The sequence below is a fragment of the Spirosoma luteum DSM 19990 genome, from assembly GCF_000374065.1.
GTDB classification, from domain to species: domain Bacteria; phylum Bacteroidota; class Bacteroidia; order Cytophagales; family Spirosomataceae; genus Spirosoma; species Spirosoma luteum.
In genome coordinates this window covers 136,131-154,790 of record NZ_KB893290.1, presented here as the reverse complement: position 1 = coordinate 154,790, position 18,660 = coordinate 136,131, and the positions used below count along the sequence as shown (strand labels likewise).

Annotated in this window: 13 protein-coding genes and 1 pseudogene; 6 read left to right on the top strand and 8 right to left on the bottom strand. The window is 48.6% G+C overall.

Annotated features, from left to right (window positions below):
* Nucleotides 1-65 precede the first annotated feature (65 nt).
* From B156_RS0124085 to B156_RS0124055, 7 genes are all read right to left on the bottom strand, one after another.
* A complete protein-coding gene (locus B156_RS0124085) occupies nt 66-560 on the bottom strand; it encodes a hypothetical protein (RefSeq protein ID WP_018622352.1) in 495 nt (164 codons plus the stop codon).
* Between the two features lie 219 nt (nt 561-779).
* Nucleotides 780-1,232 carry an IS200/IS605 family transposase gene (gene tnpA, locus B156_RS0124080; protein WP_018622351.1) on the bottom strand — a complete coding sequence of 151 codons (453 nt, stop codon included), beginning with the start codon at nt 1,230-1,232 and terminating at the stop codon, nt 780-782.
* A gap of 952 nt (nt 1,233-2,184) precedes the next feature.
* Nucleotides 2,185-2,976, bottom strand: a complete 792-nt coding sequence (locus B156_RS30560; RefSeq protein WP_018622350.1) for a winged helix-turn-helix domain-containing protein — start codon at nt 2,974-2,976, stop codon at nt 2,185-2,187.
* A 93-nt stretch (nt 2,977-3,069) separates the two neighbouring features.
* Nucleotides 3,070-3,279 carry a hypothetical protein gene (locus tag B156_RS31865; protein WP_018622349.1) on the bottom strand — a complete coding sequence of 70 codons (210 nt, stop codon included), beginning with the start codon at nt 3,277-3,279 and terminating at the stop codon, nt 3,070-3,072.
* 299 nt (nt 3,280-3,578) lie between these two features.
* Entirely contained in the window at nt 3,579-4,451 is an 873-nt protein-coding gene (locus B156_RS0124065) for a hypothetical protein (RefSeq protein ID WP_018622348.1), read from the bottom strand.
* 188 nt (nt 4,452-4,639) lie between these two features.
* Entirely contained in the window at nt 4,640-6,445 is a 1,806-nt protein-coding gene (locus B156_RS0124060) for an AIPR family protein (protein ID WP_018622347.1), read from the bottom strand.
* A gap of 243 nt (nt 6,446-6,688) precedes the next feature.
* On the bottom strand, nt 6,689-8,974 hold the full coding sequence (locus tag B156_RS0124055; RefSeq protein ID WP_018622346.1) for an NADP-dependent malic enzyme: 2,286 nt from the start codon (nt 8,972-8,974) through the stop codon (nt 6,689-6,691).
* 168 nt (nt 8,975-9,142) lie between these two features.
* Between B156_RS0124055 and B156_RS0124050 the strand changes: the two genes are divergently transcribed.
* On the top strand, nt 9,143-11,965 hold the full coding sequence (locus tag B156_RS0124050) for a hybrid sensor histidine kinase/response regulator transcription factor (RefSeq protein ID WP_026261023.1): 2,823 nt from the start codon (nt 9,143-9,145) through the stop codon (nt 11,963-11,965).
* A gap of 88 nt (nt 11,966-12,053) precedes the next feature.
* Here the strand turns inward: B156_RS0124050 and B156_RS0124045 are convergent, their stop codons facing one another.
* Nucleotides 12,054-12,716 carry an outer membrane beta-barrel protein gene (locus B156_RS0124045; RefSeq protein WP_018622344.1) on the bottom strand — a complete coding sequence of 221 codons (663 nt, stop codon included), beginning with the start codon at nt 12,714-12,716 and terminating at the stop codon, nt 12,054-12,056.
* 202 nt (nt 12,717-12,918) lie between these two features.
* Between B156_RS0124045 and B156_RS0124040 the strand changes: the two genes are divergently transcribed.
* The 5 genes and pseudogenes from B156_RS0124040 (at nt 12,919) to B156_RS0124020 (ending at nt 18,453) form a co-directional block, all read left to right on the top strand.
* Nucleotides 12,919-14,145: a serine hydrolase domain-containing protein gene (locus B156_RS0124040; RefSeq protein ID WP_018622343.1), complete on the top strand. Its 1,227-nt coding sequence runs from the start codon at nt 12,919-12,921 to the stop codon at nt 14,143-14,145.
* A 49-nt stretch (nt 14,146-14,194) separates the two neighbouring features.
* A complete protein-coding gene (locus tag B156_RS0124035; RefSeq protein WP_018622342.1) occupies nt 14,195-15,682 on the top strand; it encodes a serine hydrolase domain-containing protein in 1,488 nt (495 codons plus the stop codon).
* Between the two features lie 32 nt (nt 15,683-15,714).
* Entirely contained in the window at nt 15,715-16,782 is a 1,068-nt protein-coding gene (locus B156_RS0124030; protein ID WP_018622341.1) for a DUF3500 domain-containing protein, read from the top strand.
* Nucleotides 16,783-16,980: 198 nt separating this feature from the next.
* Entirely contained in the window at nt 16,981-18,081 is a 1,101-nt protein-coding gene (locus B156_RS0124025) for an alpha-hydroxy acid oxidase (RefSeq protein ID WP_245563813.1), read from the top strand.
* A gap of 4 nt (nt 18,082-18,085) precedes the next feature.
* A pseudogene (locus tag B156_RS0124020) lies at nt 18,086-18,453 on the top strand (lactonase family protein).
* The last annotated feature ends 207 nt before the right edge of the window (nt 18,454-18,660 follow it).

The window sequence follows — 18,660 nt, the reverse complement described above, 5'->3', positions numbered from 1 at the left end:
AAAGCCAGTCTTTTTTTGTCTGCTCTGGGAAGCTAATTCCCCGGATTTGTGGGTGTTTATTCTTTTTAAGCCGCTGAAGTAATGACCGTCATATAGTAGTTTATACAGTGTAATACGGTCAATAGTAATAACTCCTTGTTTTTGAAATTATCAAAATCCTGGGTTGTTTCAATTGTATAATCAAAGTTGAGTTTATTCCATTTGAAGTCTGTTTCAGCAGCCATCAGTTCTCTTTTATCTGTATCGATCAGAATGAATTTACTGCTTAAAAGTCCTTTAAGTGTCAGTAAAAAAGCATTTTCCTGGTTGTCGAAAAAGGTTTTGATGATAATTCCTTTCCAACCCATTTCGAATGCCAGTAGGGTTTGGGTATCGTCCTTCAATTCAATTTTCGAATTCCAAAAGCCTACGGGTTCAAGTCGATAAGTTGCGCCGTCAGACAATACAATTTCAGCGTCGAACGAATACCATTTTTTATAGATTAATTCTCCCAGACTTTGATCCCCCGATAGTAAGCTGAAATTTCGAGAGTTTGTTGAATTTGCTTTGTACTGTCCCATTATGTTGAATTTTTACTGCGTCGATCAAAGGAATGGGCGTTACCCTTTTCTATGATATTACGAAATGGGCGTTACCCATTCCTTTGATGTTACGAAATGGGCGTTACCCACTTCTATGGTATTACGCCCTTTCAGGGCTATACATATCAGCCCTGAAAGGGCGGACTCTTTTAACACAGGGCAACAGCCCTGTGCTGAGCCCTAGAAGGGTGAAACATCTCAATCCCAAACATATCGTTCATCATACTCTACAGTATACTTCTTTAAGAAAGCCCGATATTCATCCTGAAAGCTCTTTTTACTGTGGTGCTCATGCTGATTGATAATATAAGCGATCACAGTATCTACTTGAGATGGATTGACCGAAAATGCCCCATATCCATCCTGCCAATAAAAATTATGGTAATCTTCTCCTTTCGTCATTATCCATTTAGATGAATGTGACTTTACTTCTTCCACCAGCTTCATCAACGCTATTTTTTTGGAGAGTTTACAAAGGATGTGTATATGGTCGATGTAGCCACCCACTTTTATAGGTTGGCATTCCAGCTTGTTACAGATACCTCCCAGGTAGCTATGTAATTCTTGTTCCACGGGTGGCTGGATGAATGGTTGCCTGTGTTTAGTGCTGAATACCAGGTGGATATAATTTTGCACCAATGATTGTCCCATACTTTACATGTTATCACGCCCCTTCAGGGCTTGGCGGGTAATGCTCGTTTTAGTAGGAACGGGCGATGCCCATCCCTAAGATAATACGCCCCTTCAGGGCTTGGTGGGTAATGCTCGTCTTGGTAAGAACGGGCGACGCCCATCCCTAAGATAGTATGCCCCTTCAGGGCTTGGTGGGTGAATAGCCCTAAAGGGGCGTAATCTGTTAGCGATGGGCATCGCCCATTGATGACAAAACAATCCCATAAACAGTCAAGCCCTGAAAGGGCGTAATTAATAAGTAGTTGACTATTCATGTGATGATTTCAGGAAACAACCTCTGCATTAAATCCATTTACACAAAGTCAATTTGCTCTATTCTCTCTGCTTATGTTGGACCGTTGGTGGCCATAATGTGGACGAGTTCGCCGTAGTACAGGTAGTAATGGTGACGCCGTTTTCCCGGAGTTTATCGACCAGCGCTTCGATGTGCTGGGTGCGGTAGTTGATCATGAACTCCTTATTGGCCGGAGAATAGAAGCCGTCTCATTGCTTGAACGGACTTCATTGCAGCACAGGTACCTCATCGAAACGGGCAAGGTCTGTAGCCTCAAAACTTACTTTACCCCATGCATTGATGTCGAACCCAAAATTTCTGGCGTTCTACGATCTGGTTCTCTCCGGATTGTCATGAAAAAGGTAAACACTGCCAATGCCCATTACTTTGGGCGTGGTGCCATTCGGAACTATAGATTTGCTTTCTGGTTCATTCATTTTATCAGGTCAGAATTGGTGAGAATTTTTGGGGACGAGAGCAGTTAATTAACCATAAAGAGATTTTTTCTTTTCTTTTGTTATAATGTAACGTTCAGATTGAACTACGAATCTTGAATTTTTGAATTTGGATAGAAAATAATAACGTAAAAATATACAGCGAATTAGCTTAAGATTATCATGATTAATAAAACGTACTTCACGTTAAAAAGATGTTTTTTCTGTGATATTCTAAATATTTTTTTGAATTTTCAAACACAAATATTTTCATATTACTATTAATTTCTAATGCTTCGGGTTTACTTAATTGCTGTGATATTATTATTCTTCCATCATTCTCAAATGTTATGTAACCTAAATCGAAAAGCTTGTCGAATGTTGGTATTAACAGAAATCCGTTGAATTTATCAAGACGCTCTGTGTTATCTGCAAATCTCCAAGGTTTTATATGCGAGGCAATCAATATGTTGGAAAACGTGTATCCTGATAAGCAACATTTTCCGTAAAGTCTCAGTAAATCTTTTCTGAAATTACCTTGACCAATTCTACTAAGAATTAAGTTTAATTTTTCAGTTTTACTTAATATCTTACTTGATTTTATCTCAAGTATCTTTCTTTCTATATTTACTATATTAATGTTTTCTAGAATATAGTTATCAATCTCATGTTTATTTATTCTAGTTGGGTTTGAATCGCTGGCCAATATTTCTGTAAGAAACTCAAAATATTCTTTTCCCTCATTTGTAATTTCCCATTTGTTTTTACTGGAATTTAATAAATATCCTTCTTTGACTAAATGGCTTCTAACAAATGCCAATTCATTTCTCCATTTTTCTTCGTTTCTTGAAGGTAGAATTTCAAAATCTTTTTCGAAGAGTTTGATTATTCCACTTTCGAGAAGATAGGTTAGCACTTCATTCTTTGTAAAGTTACTTCCTAAATTGTTGAGTGCGAAGAGTATAAGGAATCTATTTTGTTGTTCTTTTGTCATTTTATTTTAATGCGAAATTTATATTGTATTGAAAATTAGGGCTAGGCTAAACCAAAGATTTAGCCTAGAACCCTAATTACTTTGAACCGAAAACTATGTAAATCTCACGTGGACTTCATCGGGCCGGTCAACATTCCAGGACTCAAAACTCGCCGAATCCCAAGCACTGATTTCGAACCCTAAGTTTTTAGCATACCACGCTCTCGTCTCTTCTGGATTGTCAGAAAAAAAGAAGATACCGCCAATGCCGGTTACTTTGGGTGCTATGTTGTTGCCTGGCGTTTTACTTTCCGGGTGTTCCATTATATCAGATTGTAACTTGTGTGACTATTTCAATTAAAATCGGTATAATAAATCTACTCTTCTTGTTATCTTTTTTAGTATAGTGTCATTTGTAGATGGTCATGTAACGGACAGGGCTTTATGCAGGCTAGGAGTTAGTATTCCGTCTGCCCATAACCGCTACTGATTGAAAATATATTATTGAATTTATTTACAAAAGCTGATAGATATTTGTCGGCTGGAACTGAAGTTGGGATTTGCAATTAACTGATGTTGCAAGGTGAGGCCCAACTTGCATAAAACCCAATTTTATATGCAGTTTAGTCAGTCTGATTAAACATATCAAGTTCTAAGTCATCACCATCAAATTCTTTATAAATGAAGTATTTGTCGATATGATAAATTACCACCTCAAGTCCTTTCATACTTTTAGTTTCCTTGCTTAAAATTGATAATTTAAACATCAAAATATTATTTCTTAAAAGCTCTATAGTTTTATCACTAATTTTTACTGTTAAGTCTGCAATTCCTTGCAGTTTTGTAAAATAATCATGTTCGATATAAAATCCATTTACTTTGATATTTTGTTTTGAACCTAAACTGTCAATTGTAAAAGCTTTTGCAAATGCAGTATTCATTTGAAACTCAGCCGGATTGTACACAAATGTTGTATTTAAAAGCCTTTCCCCAAATTCACTTATACTCTCTTCATTATAATAAAGTGAGGATTGTCCACTTGTCGATGCTGAAGAATATTGCACTCTTTGCCCACCAGCCAAAATTGTTCTTACACCAACACCAAATAATTTGGTTAACTGCAACAAACGATAATGTGTAAATAGTAAGTCACGGAAAAAGAATAAAAAAATGTGAGCATGCAATTTGTCAATATGTTGTAAATCAACTGTCCCTGCTATGCCATCATTCAACACTATTATTTTCTCATTGGGGAAGGGGTCGATATTTATTAGTTTTGCTGTTCCAGCAATTAAATGCATTTCGCTAAGTAGATGAAAAACGTCATTCTTTTGCAAATTATTTAAGTCCCAATTATTCTTTTCTAGTAAACTGCCAAATCCGCAAATGTCTGTCCAACTTGAAATGCAATCACCAATAGAAAGTAATTTTTGCTTTGATTTCGCTCTCCATGTTTCTGCGTCCTGATATTCTTTACTGTCAAAAGGTTTTGCCATTATAGAGGGTGCTTTTAAATTGCATACAACGAGCAGGTATTGCCGATGGTGGGGAATTTTATATTCGTCCGCCCGGAACTGCTGCCTAGCTTTTTGATAAAGATAAATATTAAGAACTAAAGCTGGTCTTTATTCATCAAGCCACAAACCACAGCACAGAAGAATTACTGCTGATGATTGCTCCAATGTCAAGCCCCACTATTGGCAATACCAATGTTGGCAGAAGTTTTGGTCGAAAAGTAATCAATAATATCTTGACGGAATCTTGCACTGTCAAACCATTTGGAGTAATTGTAACTTTGGTAGGTGGTTACTTCTTGCGTCTTTTTATTTATTCTTGTTTTTGTTTCTGCAATATTATCCTTGTAATGTTCCAAAAATCCTTTCCAATGTTGGTTAACAAGTTTGTATGAATTGTCTGCTATAGCATTGTAGTCTACAAGTTTACCTGGTTTAAACAGCACCGTCATTACAAAAACTTTTGCATAAGTAGAGAGGTCAACCCGTTGAGTGGGTTGTTTCATCTCATCAAGTTTCTGAAAACATAGATAACCAAAATAAGAATTATCCAACTTATCACCTGCTGTCAAAGACTGGAAGGTGATGCCTTGCTTGAGAAACAGCTTTTTCTCTCTTGCTTTTGTAATTCTTCCGTTTGCACAATAGAACATTCTGAAAAAGAGATTTCTTTCCATGACTGCTTCTTGTGGGATGTATCCATTGAATACGCCATCTGCAAATTCACCTCTTTTTCGCTCATAGAGTAAGCCATATCTATCAAATAAACATTTTTGTATTTCAATTTGCAACTTTTCATTTGACATTTTATCAGCATGAATTACTGGTGTCTGCTTGTTAGTTGCTTCAGAAATATCATTTATTAACTCCACTTTGCTTTCATGCTTATTGTTTTCAAGAAGTGTAATTATTTTAAGTAAAACCTCTTTGTTAAGAAAAACTTTTTCGACATCTTTTTGTATGTTCTCTTCGTAAATTCTACTTAATGTATAGGAAGTTTGTCCGCCATTAATTATTTGTGGATTTTTTACTATTAACTGAGCTTTGTTTTTTTGACCGATTTTTTCATTGATATAAGTCTCATCAGACAGCATTGTTATACCGTTATTAAAAAGAGCAAATTCGTTTGTGTACTTTTCAATTATAGTTTCTCGGATAGCATTATTTACGTTCTTGCCTTCATGCCCCAAATAACTCCGAGGATTATATTTGAGTATAGAGTTTTTATACCTGTACATTATTCTTCCTAACTCAATTGTAGGTACAAACAAAACCGTTATTTCGCATTCTCCTTTTTTCGTTTGTACTGTATAACTTATTTTACTACCAGCATTCTTGTTGCTTAAATCAATATTAATATTTAAATCTGTCGCATTAAAAAAGGTACCTGTAATAACCGGGAATACAAGTTTGTCATAGCATTGTTCGAAATCGAAAACCTCGCTTGCAAATCCACCTGTTAGTTTTCTTAAGTCGCTTTGTTTAATATTGAAAAGATTTGCAAGGATAATTACCTGATTAGAATAACGAGCAATACTTTCTGTTGTCGATATTTCACGTTGGAGTTGCTTAATCTTCCCATTATACTCATTGCCATTTTCATCAAATTCTTCCCCATCAAGAACTCTATTTACGTCCATCACTAAAATTTCCTCCAAGGCAATTTCTTTAGTTTCAAAATTGCTACTATTCGTTCTAAACTTTGATTGGATAAAATATACTGTTTTATTCTCTTTATTTATATAATAGCCGTCTATTCCTCCGTCATAACTTTCGTCTGTAATAAAATGTTCTCTTTCATTGAAATCAAGAAGCCCAAAACTTACTTTTAAATACAAATGAATAAATGCTCGGGAACGAGCTTGATTTAATTCTTCTGTATCCTTCGGCTTCTTGGGATACTTCTTGGTCATTGAAGAGGGAGCCTCTTTAATGATTGTGTCAAGAATGTTTAGTAAGGTTTCGAATTTTGTCATAAAATTTCTGCCAGCTCGTAAATATACGCATGTTTATACTCATTCAATAAAGCACTATAGAGCTTTGACTGATAACCGATCTTTTTGTATATCTATTTGACAGTTAATTATTTATGTATACTTAGTTTGAAGTGCAATACGAAAAGCGCGTTGCGTATTTCGTATTGTTGCCATAACAATTAGTATTACCAACAATACAGAATACGCAATGCGCATTTTGTATTGTTGGGTATATAAATAGGCTCACCCAACCCCCTGCGCTTCCACCACCGCAATGGCGACCATATTCACGATTTCGCGTTCGGAGGAGCCGAGCTGGAGGACGTAGACGGGTTTGCACATGCCCAGCAGAATGGGGCCGATCGCGTCGAAACCAACGGAGCGCGGGCCGGCCGCTTCCCGCATCAGGTTGTAGGCTATGTTGGCGGCTGAGAGGTTGGGGAAAATCAGGGTGTTGGCCCCTTCGTCTACCAGTTTGCTGAGGGGGTAATTCTGCCGCAGCAGGTCGGTGTTGAAGGCCAGGTGGGCCTGCATGGAGCCGTCCACCACCATGTCGGGGTGTTTCCGCTGGAGAATGTCCGTTGCTTCCTGCATCTTGTCGGCGTCTTCGCCTTTGGCACTGCCGAAGTTGGAATAGGTCACCAGCGCAATGCGGGGCTTGATGTTGAACCGCTCCACCGCCCGCGCCGTCAGTTCGGTAATCTCCACAATATCCTGCGCCGTGGGATTCACGTTCACGGTGGTATCCGAGAAGAACAGCGGCCCCCGGTTGGTGAGCAGGATGTACATCCCCGCCACTTTCTGCACCCCCGGCTCTTTGCCAATCACCTGCAGCGCCGGGCGAATGGTATCCGGGTAGCTTTGCGTCAGGCCGGAAATCAGGGCGTCGGCCTGCCCGGTTTCCACCATCATGGCCCCGTAGTAGTTGCGCGACAGCATCCGCTTCCGGGCTTCGGCGGCACTGATGCCTTTGCGGTACCGCTTCTTGTAGAACTGCTCGCCAAACTGCTCCACCGTAGCCAGTTGCTCGTGCGCCCGTGGGTCAATGATGGGCACGTCGGCCAGGTCGAGGCTGTTCTGGGTAATCATGGCCTGAATGGTGGCCTGTTCGCCGAGCAATATGGGGTGGGCGATACCCGAATCCCGCACCTGCTGGGCCGCTTTGAGCACTTTCAGGTTTTCGGCATCGGCAAAGACTACCCGTTTCGGGTTGGTGCGGGCCTTGTTGTTGATGACCCTGGAAATCCGGGTATCCTGCCCCAGTCGGCGGGCCAGCTGACTTTCGTAGGCGTCCCAGTCGGTAATGGGGTGTTTGGCCACGCCCGATTCCATGGCGGCTTTCGCCACGGCCGGGGCCACCGTTTCGAGCAGGCGGGGGTCAACAGGTTTGGGAATGATGTAATGACGGCCAAACAGCAGGTTGTCCGTGCCATAGGCCATGTTCACCAGATCGGGAACGGGCTTTTTGGCCATGTCGGCCAGGGCGTGAACGGCGGCCAGTTTCATGGCTTCGTTGATTTCGGTCGCCCGAACGTCCAGCGCTCCCCGGAAAATGTACGGAAAGCCCAGCACGTTGTTCACCTGATTGGGGTAGTCCGAACGGCCCGTTGCCATGATGATGTCGGGCCGGGCGTCGATGGCGTCTTCGTAGCTGATTTCGGGCGTGGGATTCGCCATCGCAAACACAATCGGGTTGTCGGCCATCGACCGTACCATGTCCTGACTCACCGTGTTGCCCTTGGATAAGCCCACAAACACGTCGGCCCCCACGAAGGCTTCTTCCAGCGTGTGCATATCGCGGCTGGTGGCAAACAATGATTTCCGCTCGTCGAGGTCGGTGCGGTCGGACCGGATAACGCCCTTGCTATCGCACATCACCACATTGTCTACATTGGCTCCGAGGGACACGTACAGCTTGGTGCAGGAAATGGCCGACGCCCCCGCGCCGTTGATCAGGATTTTTACGTCCTGAATGGTCTTGCCCACAATTTCCAGCGCGTTGAGCAGGGCAGCCGCCGAAATGATGGCCGTGCCGTGCTGGTCGTCGTGCATAATGGGAATATTGAGGTCGGCCTTGAGCCGTTCCTCAATTTCAAAGCATTCCGGGGCTTTTATATCTTCCAGATTGACCCCGCCGAAGGTGGGTTCCAGAATTTTGACCATCCTGACGAACTCATCCACGTTTTTGGTGTCGAGTTCAATGTCGAATACGTCGATGTCGGCGTAGATTTTAAACAGCAGCCCTTTGCCTTCCATCACGGGTTTGCTGGCTTCGGGGCCAATATCGCCCAGGCCCAGCACGGCGGTTCCGTTGCTGATAACGGCCACCAGGTTGCCTTTGGCGGTATATTTGTAAACGTCTTCTTTATTTTCGGCGATGGCTAAACAGGGTTCGGCCACGCCTGGCGAGTAAGCCAGCGAGAGGTCGGCCTGGGTGCTGTATTCTTTGGTTGGGATAACTTCCAGTTTGCCGGGGCGGCCGTTGGCGTGGTACGCCAGGGCATCCTCACGGCGAATTTTTTGTTGCATAAAAAGGAGGGTAGACTAGGTTTTTCGTGGGCAAGATAAAGAGAGTTCCCTAATGCCGTTACATAAGAGGTAGATTAATGGCCGATTATAACCGCCGGTTCTGAATTGTTTTGTAGTCAAATACGCATAGATTATCTTTGGACAATACCAAAAACGGCTCCCTCCTCCATGCATCATTCAGCGAATCGGCTAAACAGGCAGACGGGTTTGTGTTCAGGCGAATATCGACCTAACCGGGCAACCCTCGCCCAACTGCTGATGCTGGTCGTCTGGATGGGTACGGTGGCCTGTCAGTCGGACTCTTCCGACAGTAAATCGCTCCGCATCGGCTTTTCGCAGCGCACCAGTGCCGACACCTGGCGCAAAACGATGCAGGAGAACATGAGCCGGGAGCTGTCATTCACACCCGAAATCGACTTCGTTATAAAAGATGCGGGGGGCCAGAGTAGCCGTCAGGTGAAGCAAATCCAGGAACTGATCGACCAGCGTGTCGACCTGCTGATTGTGTCGCCCAACGCGGCCCTGCCCATTACGCCCATCGTGGAAAAAGCCTACCAGCAGGGAATCCCGGTGGTTATCCTGGACCGGCGCACCGCGTCCGACCAGTACACGGCTTACGTGGGGGCGGATAACGTAGAGGTTGGCCGCACGGCGGGTACCTACGCCAGCGCCCTGCTGAAAGGTAGCGGAAACGTGGTCGAGATTGGTGAATCGCCGGGTTCATCGGCCGACATCGACCGGCACCGGGGTTTCATCGAAGCCATTGACCGCCACCCTGCCCTGCGACTGGTGACCAAGCTGGAAGGTGATTGGGATAAACAATCCTTCGCCGGTAAGCTGACGCAACTGCTGACCGCCACGCCCTCCATCGACCTTATCTTCGCCCAGAATGACCGAACGGCCCTGAAAGCCTACGCCGTCTGTCAGAAACTGGGGCTGCAAAACCGGGTGAAAATCATTGGGGTGGATGGATTGCCCGGTAAAAATGAAGGCATTGGCCTCGTGGACCGGGGCATCCTGAACGCCACCGTGCTTTACCCGACGGGGGGCAAGGAAGCCATCCGAACGGCGGTGGCCATCCTCAAAAAACAACCCTTCAAACGCGAGAATCGCCTGACCACCACGCTCATCGACTCTACCAACGTGCGGATCATGCAACTCCAGAACGAAAAAGTGATGGAGCAGCAACAGGATATTGAGAAGCAGATCCAGCGCATCGACGAACTGAACCGCACCTACGCGTCGCAGAAAAACACACTTTACCTCATCGTTACGCTGTTGCTGATAGCCATTGTGCTGGGAGGCTACGCGCTGTACCTGTTCCGGTCGAAGCGGACGGCGTACGAACTGCTCGAAAAACAGAACGGGGCAATACGGGCGCAGAAAGACGAAATCGAGCGCGTATCGGCGCAGGCACGGCTGGCCACGGAAGAAAAACTCCGGTTTTATTCCTACATCTCCCACGAGTTCAACACACCCCTGAGCCTGATTCTGACCCCCACGGAGGACATGTTGAGTCAGAAAACGGTCCCTCCCCACGAGTTGAAGAGTAACCTGTCGCTGGTGCAGAAAAACGCGTACCGGTTACTGCGCCTAATCGACCAGATGCTGGATTTGCGCAAGACGGACGCGGGCAAGCAGCGGTTGCACGCGGCCGAGCAGGACCTGGTGGCGTTTATTCAGGATATTGTGCAGGACTTTCGGCGGAAAGCCGAAAAGCAGCGAATCGACCTGCAATTCATCCCGTCCAGCCCCCGACTGCCGGTCTGGTTCGATGGGGAAAAGCTGGATAAAGTTATCGTCAATCTGCTGGCCAACGCCTTCAAATACACGCCCAAAGGGGGGCTGATTCACGTGCGGCTGGATACGCTGGATGGCCGGGTCAGGATTCAGGTGGAAGACAATGGCGACGGGATGACCCCCGATGAGCAGGCCCACGCCTTCGATTTGTTCTTCAGCGGAACAAAGACGTTCAATCTCTCCAAAGGGCTGGGGCTGGCCCTGTCGATGGAGTTTATCCAGCTGCACCAGGGCGATATCAGCGTACAGTCCGAAAAAGACAAAGGAACCACGTTTACCGTGTTGCTGCCCCTGGGGAATGCCCACCTGGATGCCGATGAGCTAGACGGTGCCATCAGCCAGAAAACCGCCCTGTATCAATCGCTGATTGACGACACCGAGGGCGAAATGGAAAGCCAGCAACCCGTTGCGCTGCCGGACAGGCAGGCGGCTACGGTATTGGTGGTGGAAGATAACGACGAGTTACGTGCCTTTCTGGCAGCCCGGCTGGGGAAGGAATTCGACGTAGTGGCCGAACGTTCGGGACTGGCCGGGTGGGAGCGGGCGCTGGAAACAATCCCCGACCTGATTATCAGCGATGTGATGATGCCCACCGGCGCTGACGTGTCGATGGATGGGTTTCAACTGACGCAGCGCGTCAAAACCGACTGGCGTACCTCCCACATTCCCGTTATCCTGCTCACGGCCAAAGGGCAGATGGAAAGCCGGATTGAAGGCACGCGGGCGGGGGCTGATATGTACCTGACCAAGCCATTCAACACTGCCTACCTGCTGGAGTCCATCCGCACCACGCTGGCGAACCGGCAGAAGCTGCAACAGCGTTTTGCGTCCGATTTCTCCGCCCAGACCGGTAACCGGGAAGACAAGAAATTTATCAATGAGCTGGCCGCCCTGGTGGAGCAAAACCTCACCGACCCGGCGTTTGGCGTAGAAAAACTAAGCCGCGACATGGGCCTTTCCCGCGTGCAGTTGTACCGCAAAGTACAGGCCGTGCTGGACATGAACGTGATGGACTACCTGACGGACATTCGGCTGAAACGGGCCAAGTATCTCCTTCGCGAAACCACCAAATCCATGGCTGATATTGCGGTAGAAACCGGCTTCAACTCCCCCGCCTATTTCACTACCTTCTTCAAGCAGCACACCCGAAAAACCCCCTCGGAGTACCGCCGGTCGCCAGTGGAGGTATGATGGTAAACACGATTGGCTTGAACAGGTCTATGAAGAAACACAGGCACGGCAAACGCTACCCCAATTCCCTTTTTGTTGGCTTGTTGCGTCAGAAGGAATAGACCAGTTGGGTTAGGGCGTTCAGTTGGTAGGCTACAAAGTGATCGTAGTCATTGGCGGGTCTGAACTGCCAGATGAGCATGGGTTGCACCAGGAGCGATACGTGGGTACTGACCCGATAAGCGATTCCGGCACCCACTACCGGCCGGTAATCGTCGGACCGGCTAAAAACCACTTTCGCTTCCGTTTGCCCCGAGTTGCTGTCGGGCCGGTAGAGCGTTGACCGGCGCAGGCTGGTAAGCACCCCAACCGAAAAATAAGGCGAGAGCCGCTGTTGACGGGAGCGGTAATTGACCAGCAGAGGAACCTGCGTGGTCTGCGAAATAATACGGGCGGAGATAGGTCCCGGCGCAAAGGGAAAGGGGCCTTCGTAGCCCAGCCGGTTGTACCAGACACCCGTAGACACCGACCAGGATGGCGTAAACCGATAGTGTCCCATGACCCCGGCTGCATAACCAAACGACGATGTGTTGGTAGAGAACACCGACGATTCAAACTGCCCATTGCCAACGGGTTGCAGGTAATTAAGCCGGGCACTCAGGTGGGCATAGGCCGGAGCCGCCGTTGCTGACACCGAAAACCGACCCTGTGCCGCAACGAATGCGGTAGACAGCAGCCACAAACCAACTAACAGATAGTACGTCTTTTTCATGACAAAGGGATAGGGGTGATGATAGCCCTTAAACAGCCGATGGGTCGAAATGGTTGAGACTGCCCAAACAGGTAACTGCCTTGCAGGAGGCAGGTATCAAAACGAAAAAGTCTGGCAAAGCTGGCTATTTGCCAACCCGGCACCGAAGGCGTCAAAAAAAGCCGTTTATTTAGGCGTTTAATCAACGCTAATGCTTCCTTAAATGACTGCAAAGCTACTTACACTTCTTTTGTTATTCAGTACCATCACCCTGGCCCAGAATAAGGCAAAAGTCAAAACCACTCCTTATTTCCCAACGGCGCAGGTCTGGCAACATAAAACCCCGGCCGAGATGGGGCTGTCAGCGGCTAAAATTCAGGAGGCTATTGATTTCCACCGGGCCAACGAAATAAAAAACCCCCGGAGCATGGAACAGTCGCACTACCAGTCGTTTGGTAAAGAGCCGTTCGGCTACGCGATTGGCCCGTTCAACGACCGGGGTGAGCCCTCCGGCCTGATCGTGTATAAAGGCTATATTGTAGCCGAATGGGGCGAGCCGCAACGCCCTGATATTACCCACAGCGTTACCAAGAGTTTCCTCTCCACGGTAGTCGGGCTGGCTGTTGACCGGGGGCTGATTCGGAGCGTTACCGATACCGTGGCGGGTTATGTGCCGCCCATCGAACTGTATGGACAGCCGGTCACCCGCCCGGCGGATGAGTTTGGCAAACCCGAACTACTCAACCTTTTCAACACTCCGCACAACCGCACCATCACCTGGGACGATATGCTGCGCCAGACCAGCGACTGGGAAGGAACCCTCTGGGGCAAAACCGACTGGGCTGACCGGCCTGATGCTGACCCGTCCAAGTGGCTTAACCGAACCCGGAATAAGCCCGGAACGGTGTACGAGTACAACGATGTGCGGGTCAATGCTCTGGCCCTGGCCGCTACTAGTGTCTGGCGGAAACCCCTGCCGCAGGTGCTGAAAGATAACATAATGGATGTTATTGGAGCCTCTACCACCTGGCGCTGGACGGGTTACCGCAATTCATGGATTGTGCTGGACGGGCAGGCCGTTCAGTCGGTGAGTGGCGGTGGGCACTGGGGCGGGGGNATGTTTATAAATGCCTTCGACATGGCTCGGTTCGGGTTGCTGACGCTTAACAAAGGCAACTGGAACGGGAAGCAGTTGATTTCCGAAAAATGGATCAGTCAGGCTACTACGCCTACCACGGCCCAGCCCACCTATGGCTACATGAACTACTTCCTCAACACCAATCAGAAACTGTTGCCATCAGCGCCAGCCAGCAGCTATTCGCACATTGGCAACGGAACCAACGTGGTGTACGTCGACCCCGAGCATGAGTTGGTGATGGTGCTGCGGTGGATAGACAGCAAAGCGGAAGATGGCGTTGTGAAACGCGTGCTGGACGCGTTTCAGCAGTAAGCGAACAGTCAACTAACCATCAGTAAATTAATGCCTTAACTCGTAACTCATGAATCGGTCTCTACTCATCTTCGGGCCTGCGTTCCTGTTATTATCTGGTCTGACCGGCAATGCTCAGGAAACGCCCCGCGCCAAACTGATTGCCCGGGGAAAGGTACTGGAATTGAAAACGCCGTACAAAGCCCCGCCCGGCGATGCACTGTCGCATAACACGTCGGGGTACGCCAAAATCATGTGCTCGGCGGTGTTTGTTACGGGACTGAAGCCCGACTTTGCCGCCGAGAATGTAGGGTATTTCACCAGTCCCTACACTGAGCGGGCGAAGGTGAGCAAACCCGTTATTGACTACGACAAAAAAACGGTGTCCATCACCCTGCCCAACAGCGTAACCCGTACCGCTATTTACACCGGCGATCAGGGCTGCGTGACCCTGCCGGAAGGAAAAAATTCGCTGGGCTACACCCCCGTTAAGGTACCCCGTAATCTGCCCGATGCTGCCACCACGCCCTGGCCCATGGGTGATGCGCTGCCCACCAGCCCCATGCCTGCCGAAGTGGACATGGCGAAGGTACAACAGGCCGTTGATGCCGCTTTTGAACCCACCGACGCCCTGACCGCGGCTTTTGTGGTCACCTATAAAGGGCGCATCATTGGCGAACGGTACGGCGAGGGTATTACGAAAACTACCCCGCTGGAAAGCTGGTCGATGGGCAAGAGCCTGAGCGCGACGCTGCTGGGTATGCTGATGAACCGGGGTGTGTATACGCTCGACCAGCCAGCCCCTTTTCCGCAGTGGCAGGGGAAGAATGACCCGAGAGCCAAGATCCGAATCAAAGACATTATGCACATGTCCAGCGGGCTGTATTGCCGGGCACCGCAGGACCCCGATTATGATCCGTCCCTGGGCTACCCTGATCATTTGTATCTGTACACCGATGCCGGTAATTCATTTGATTACGCGGCTAACCTGCCGCAGCAGTGGTTGCCGAATACCGTAGGACGTTACCGCAATTCGGACCCGGTGCTGACGAACTACCTCGTACGACTGGGGGTTGAAAAGCTGGGGGAGGAGTACCTGACTTTTCCGCAACGGGCGTTGTTCGACAAGATAGGCGTTCGGACTATGATTATGGAAACCGACCCCAGCGGTAACTTCCTGACGCAGGGCTACGAGTTTGCATCGGGTCGGGACTGGGCGAGGCTGGGTAACCTGTATTTGCAGGAGGGCATGTGGCAGGGTAAGCGATTGCTGCCCGAAGGCTTTACCAACTTTGTGAGTACGCTGGCAGAGCCCTGGGTGGCTGATGGCCGACCCATTTACGGCGGCTTATTCTGGATTAACGGCGATGGTGCCCGACCCATCCCGAAAGAGGCTTACATGATGCTGGGCGCGGGCGGGCAATCCACGGCCATTATCCCCTCGCACGACCTGGTTATTGTCCGGCTAGGGCACTACAAAGGCTCCAGCGCGGGGGGCAAGGCGCTCGACAAAGCGTATACCCTGCTCATGGAGGCTGTTCCCGCAAAAAAGAACTAAGTTTCAATTCCCCTACCTAACTACCCTTACTCATGAAACAAAGTACGTATTTCCTAGTCTTTTGCCTGCTGTTCACCCTCCGGGGACTGGCCCAGCCGGGTAGTACGGCTGCCGAGTCGGCAAGTCGGTTTTTGAGTACGCTCAGTGCCGAAGAGTTACGAAAGACTCAGTACGCCTTTACCGATAGCTTGCGGTATAAATGGACGAATTTACCCGTGGGTATGGCTCCTCGTCCAGGCATACAGTACGGTTCCCTGTCCGACAAAAGTCGGATGGCCTTTCATCGGGTGCTGTCGGCCATGCTCAGTTCGCAGGGGTACCTGAAAACAACCAGTATCATGCAACTGGACGATATTCTGAACACGCTTTACCAGCAGGCCTTCGACAAGGGCGAGATCAATCAGAAGATGCTGACCCAGATGCAGAATCTGAAGTGGGCACACGGGAACTACTACATCTCCGTCTGGGGTAAGCCACAGGCTACCGAACCCTGGGGCCTGAATTTTGGCGGGCACCACATGGCACTGAGCCTTACGTCGGATGGGAAGAACATCGTCATGTCGCCCTATTTTGTGGGTACCGACCCCGCCGAAGTGAAGTCGGCCAAGTACGCGGGTCTGCGGGTACTGAGCAAGGAGGAGGATTACGGATTTATGCTTATCAACGCCCTGACGGAGGCCCAGAAAAAAGTAGCCATGCTCCCGCAGGACGTTCCAAAAGATATTATAACCAACCCCCAAAGCAGCCAGCGCATTACCACTTACTACGGCATCCCGGCCGCGCAGTTTAGTGAGGCTCAGCTGGATATGCTGAAACTATTGATTCAGGAATACACCCATAATTTCGAGCACCAGAAAGCCCACCAGTTGTTCAGCAAAATCCTGAAATCGGGGCTCGATAAGGTGTACTTTGCCTGGGTGGGTAGTCTGGAAAATAACAAACCGCACTACTACATCATCAACGGCCCCGATTTTTTGATTGAGTACGATAACGTTGGTTTTCAGAACGACGGCAACCACATCCACGCCATCCTGCGCGAAAAAGGCAATGACTTCGGCGCCGATGTATTGAAAGAGCATTACCAGGCGGTGAAGCACTGAGTACAGTGTAACAAACGTTTTCTGTCCTTCCGACCGGTCCGCCGGTGCGGAAGGAGGAATCTTCAGTAACAGCAGAAAACTTACGTTCCAATGTACTAAATACATTGTGCAATAAGTAATTGGTAGTAAAAACGGGCTGAATCTGTCTTCAATTGGCGATACAGAAGGGCGTTTTTCTACCTAATAAGGCGCGTTTTTATGCGTGATTCAAACGGACAGAGCAGACAGATGGAACAGGATATAAGCCATAGAGTAGGTGCGCTGGGTACGTCACCGGGCCTGGCTTCGCCCCTGAACCTGTTCGATATCGAGCGCATGGCGGAGGGGAAAATGACCCCGATGGCCTACGAATACGTGGCGAGTGGGGCTGCCGATGAATTAACCCTCCGCTGGAACCGGCAGGCCCTGGACAGTATTAAACTCAACCCAACGGTCCTGACTGATGTGAGCCAGATTGATACCCGCGTTACGCTGTTTGGGCAGGAACTGGCGTACCCCATTTTAATTGCCCCAACGGCTTACCATCAACTCATGCACCCCGAGGGGGAACTCGCCACGGCCCGTGGGGCAGGGGCTGCGAACGCTACCTACGTAGTTAGCTCCTTCACCACCACGCCCATGCACGAAGTAGCCGCCGTGGCTACCCAGCCCCTGTGGTTTCAGCTCTATGTGCGCGACGACCGGGCACTTACCAAAGCCCTTGTGCAGGAGGCTGAGGACCAGGGCTGCCGCGTGCTGTGCGTAACCGTTGATACCCCCGTACCCGGTATTCGCAACCGGCAGGAAAAAGCGGGGTTTGCACTGCCCGACGGTGTACGAACACCCCACATGCCTGGATTCCTGTCCGAAACGAAGCCGTTTACCTGGCAGGACATCGACTGGCTGCAATCGTTTACCAGACTACCCATTATGCTGAAAGGGATTATTAATCCCGGCGATGCTGAAAAGGCCATTCAGGCCGGGGTGTCGGGCATTATTGTGTCCAACCACGGCGGTAGGAATCTGGACACGGTACCCGCTACCATTGAGGCTCTGCCCCGCGTGGCCGAGCGGGTAAACGGACGCATTCCCATTTTGATGGATGGCGGTATCCGCCGGGGAACCGATGTGCTGAAAGCCCTCGCCCTGGGCGCGCAGGCCGTACTGGTGGGTAAACCCGTTTGTTTCGGACTGGCCTGCGGAGGTGCCGAAGGCGTAGCCAACGTCATGAACATCCTCAGAAATGAACTTGAACTGGCCATGATCCTGACGGGCCGATCAACCATTGCCAGCGTTGACCGCTCTGTTATCTGGACATAAATTGATGAGAAGCTATGAAAATCAGGAGTCCGATGACTATATGGGCCGGAAGTGGGCGGCTAACATTCATACATCGCCCGATGGCCGGTTTCTGTACGCGTCTAACCGCGGCCATGAGAGTCTGGCTGTTTTCAGCATCGCTCCCAAAACGGGGCAGCTCACGCTGTTTGGCTATCAGCCCGTTAATAGCAAAACGCCCGTAACTTCGCCATTGACCCTACGGGTAGTTTTGGGCTGGAGGCCAACCACGATTCGGATAACATCACTATTTTTAAACGGGATAAACGAACCGGTAAACTGACAGCTACAGAAATTGGGATTGAATGTGAAAGTTTAATTCATGTCATTTTTCTTTTGGCAAATCCGTTATAAACCATTTATTATTGGTAATACGGGTTAAAAATCCGCTGAAAAAAGAATAGTCTGACTATTTTTGGGGTAGACTATCCTTTTGCTTATACACCGTTGGCTGAAGCCCAACGGCAATGGATTGGAAGTCCGTCGGGGACTTACGTTAGCTAGTCTCTCCGGGACTTTTTATGGATTGCCGCTTGCCTGACCGTCTACCCATATTCCCAT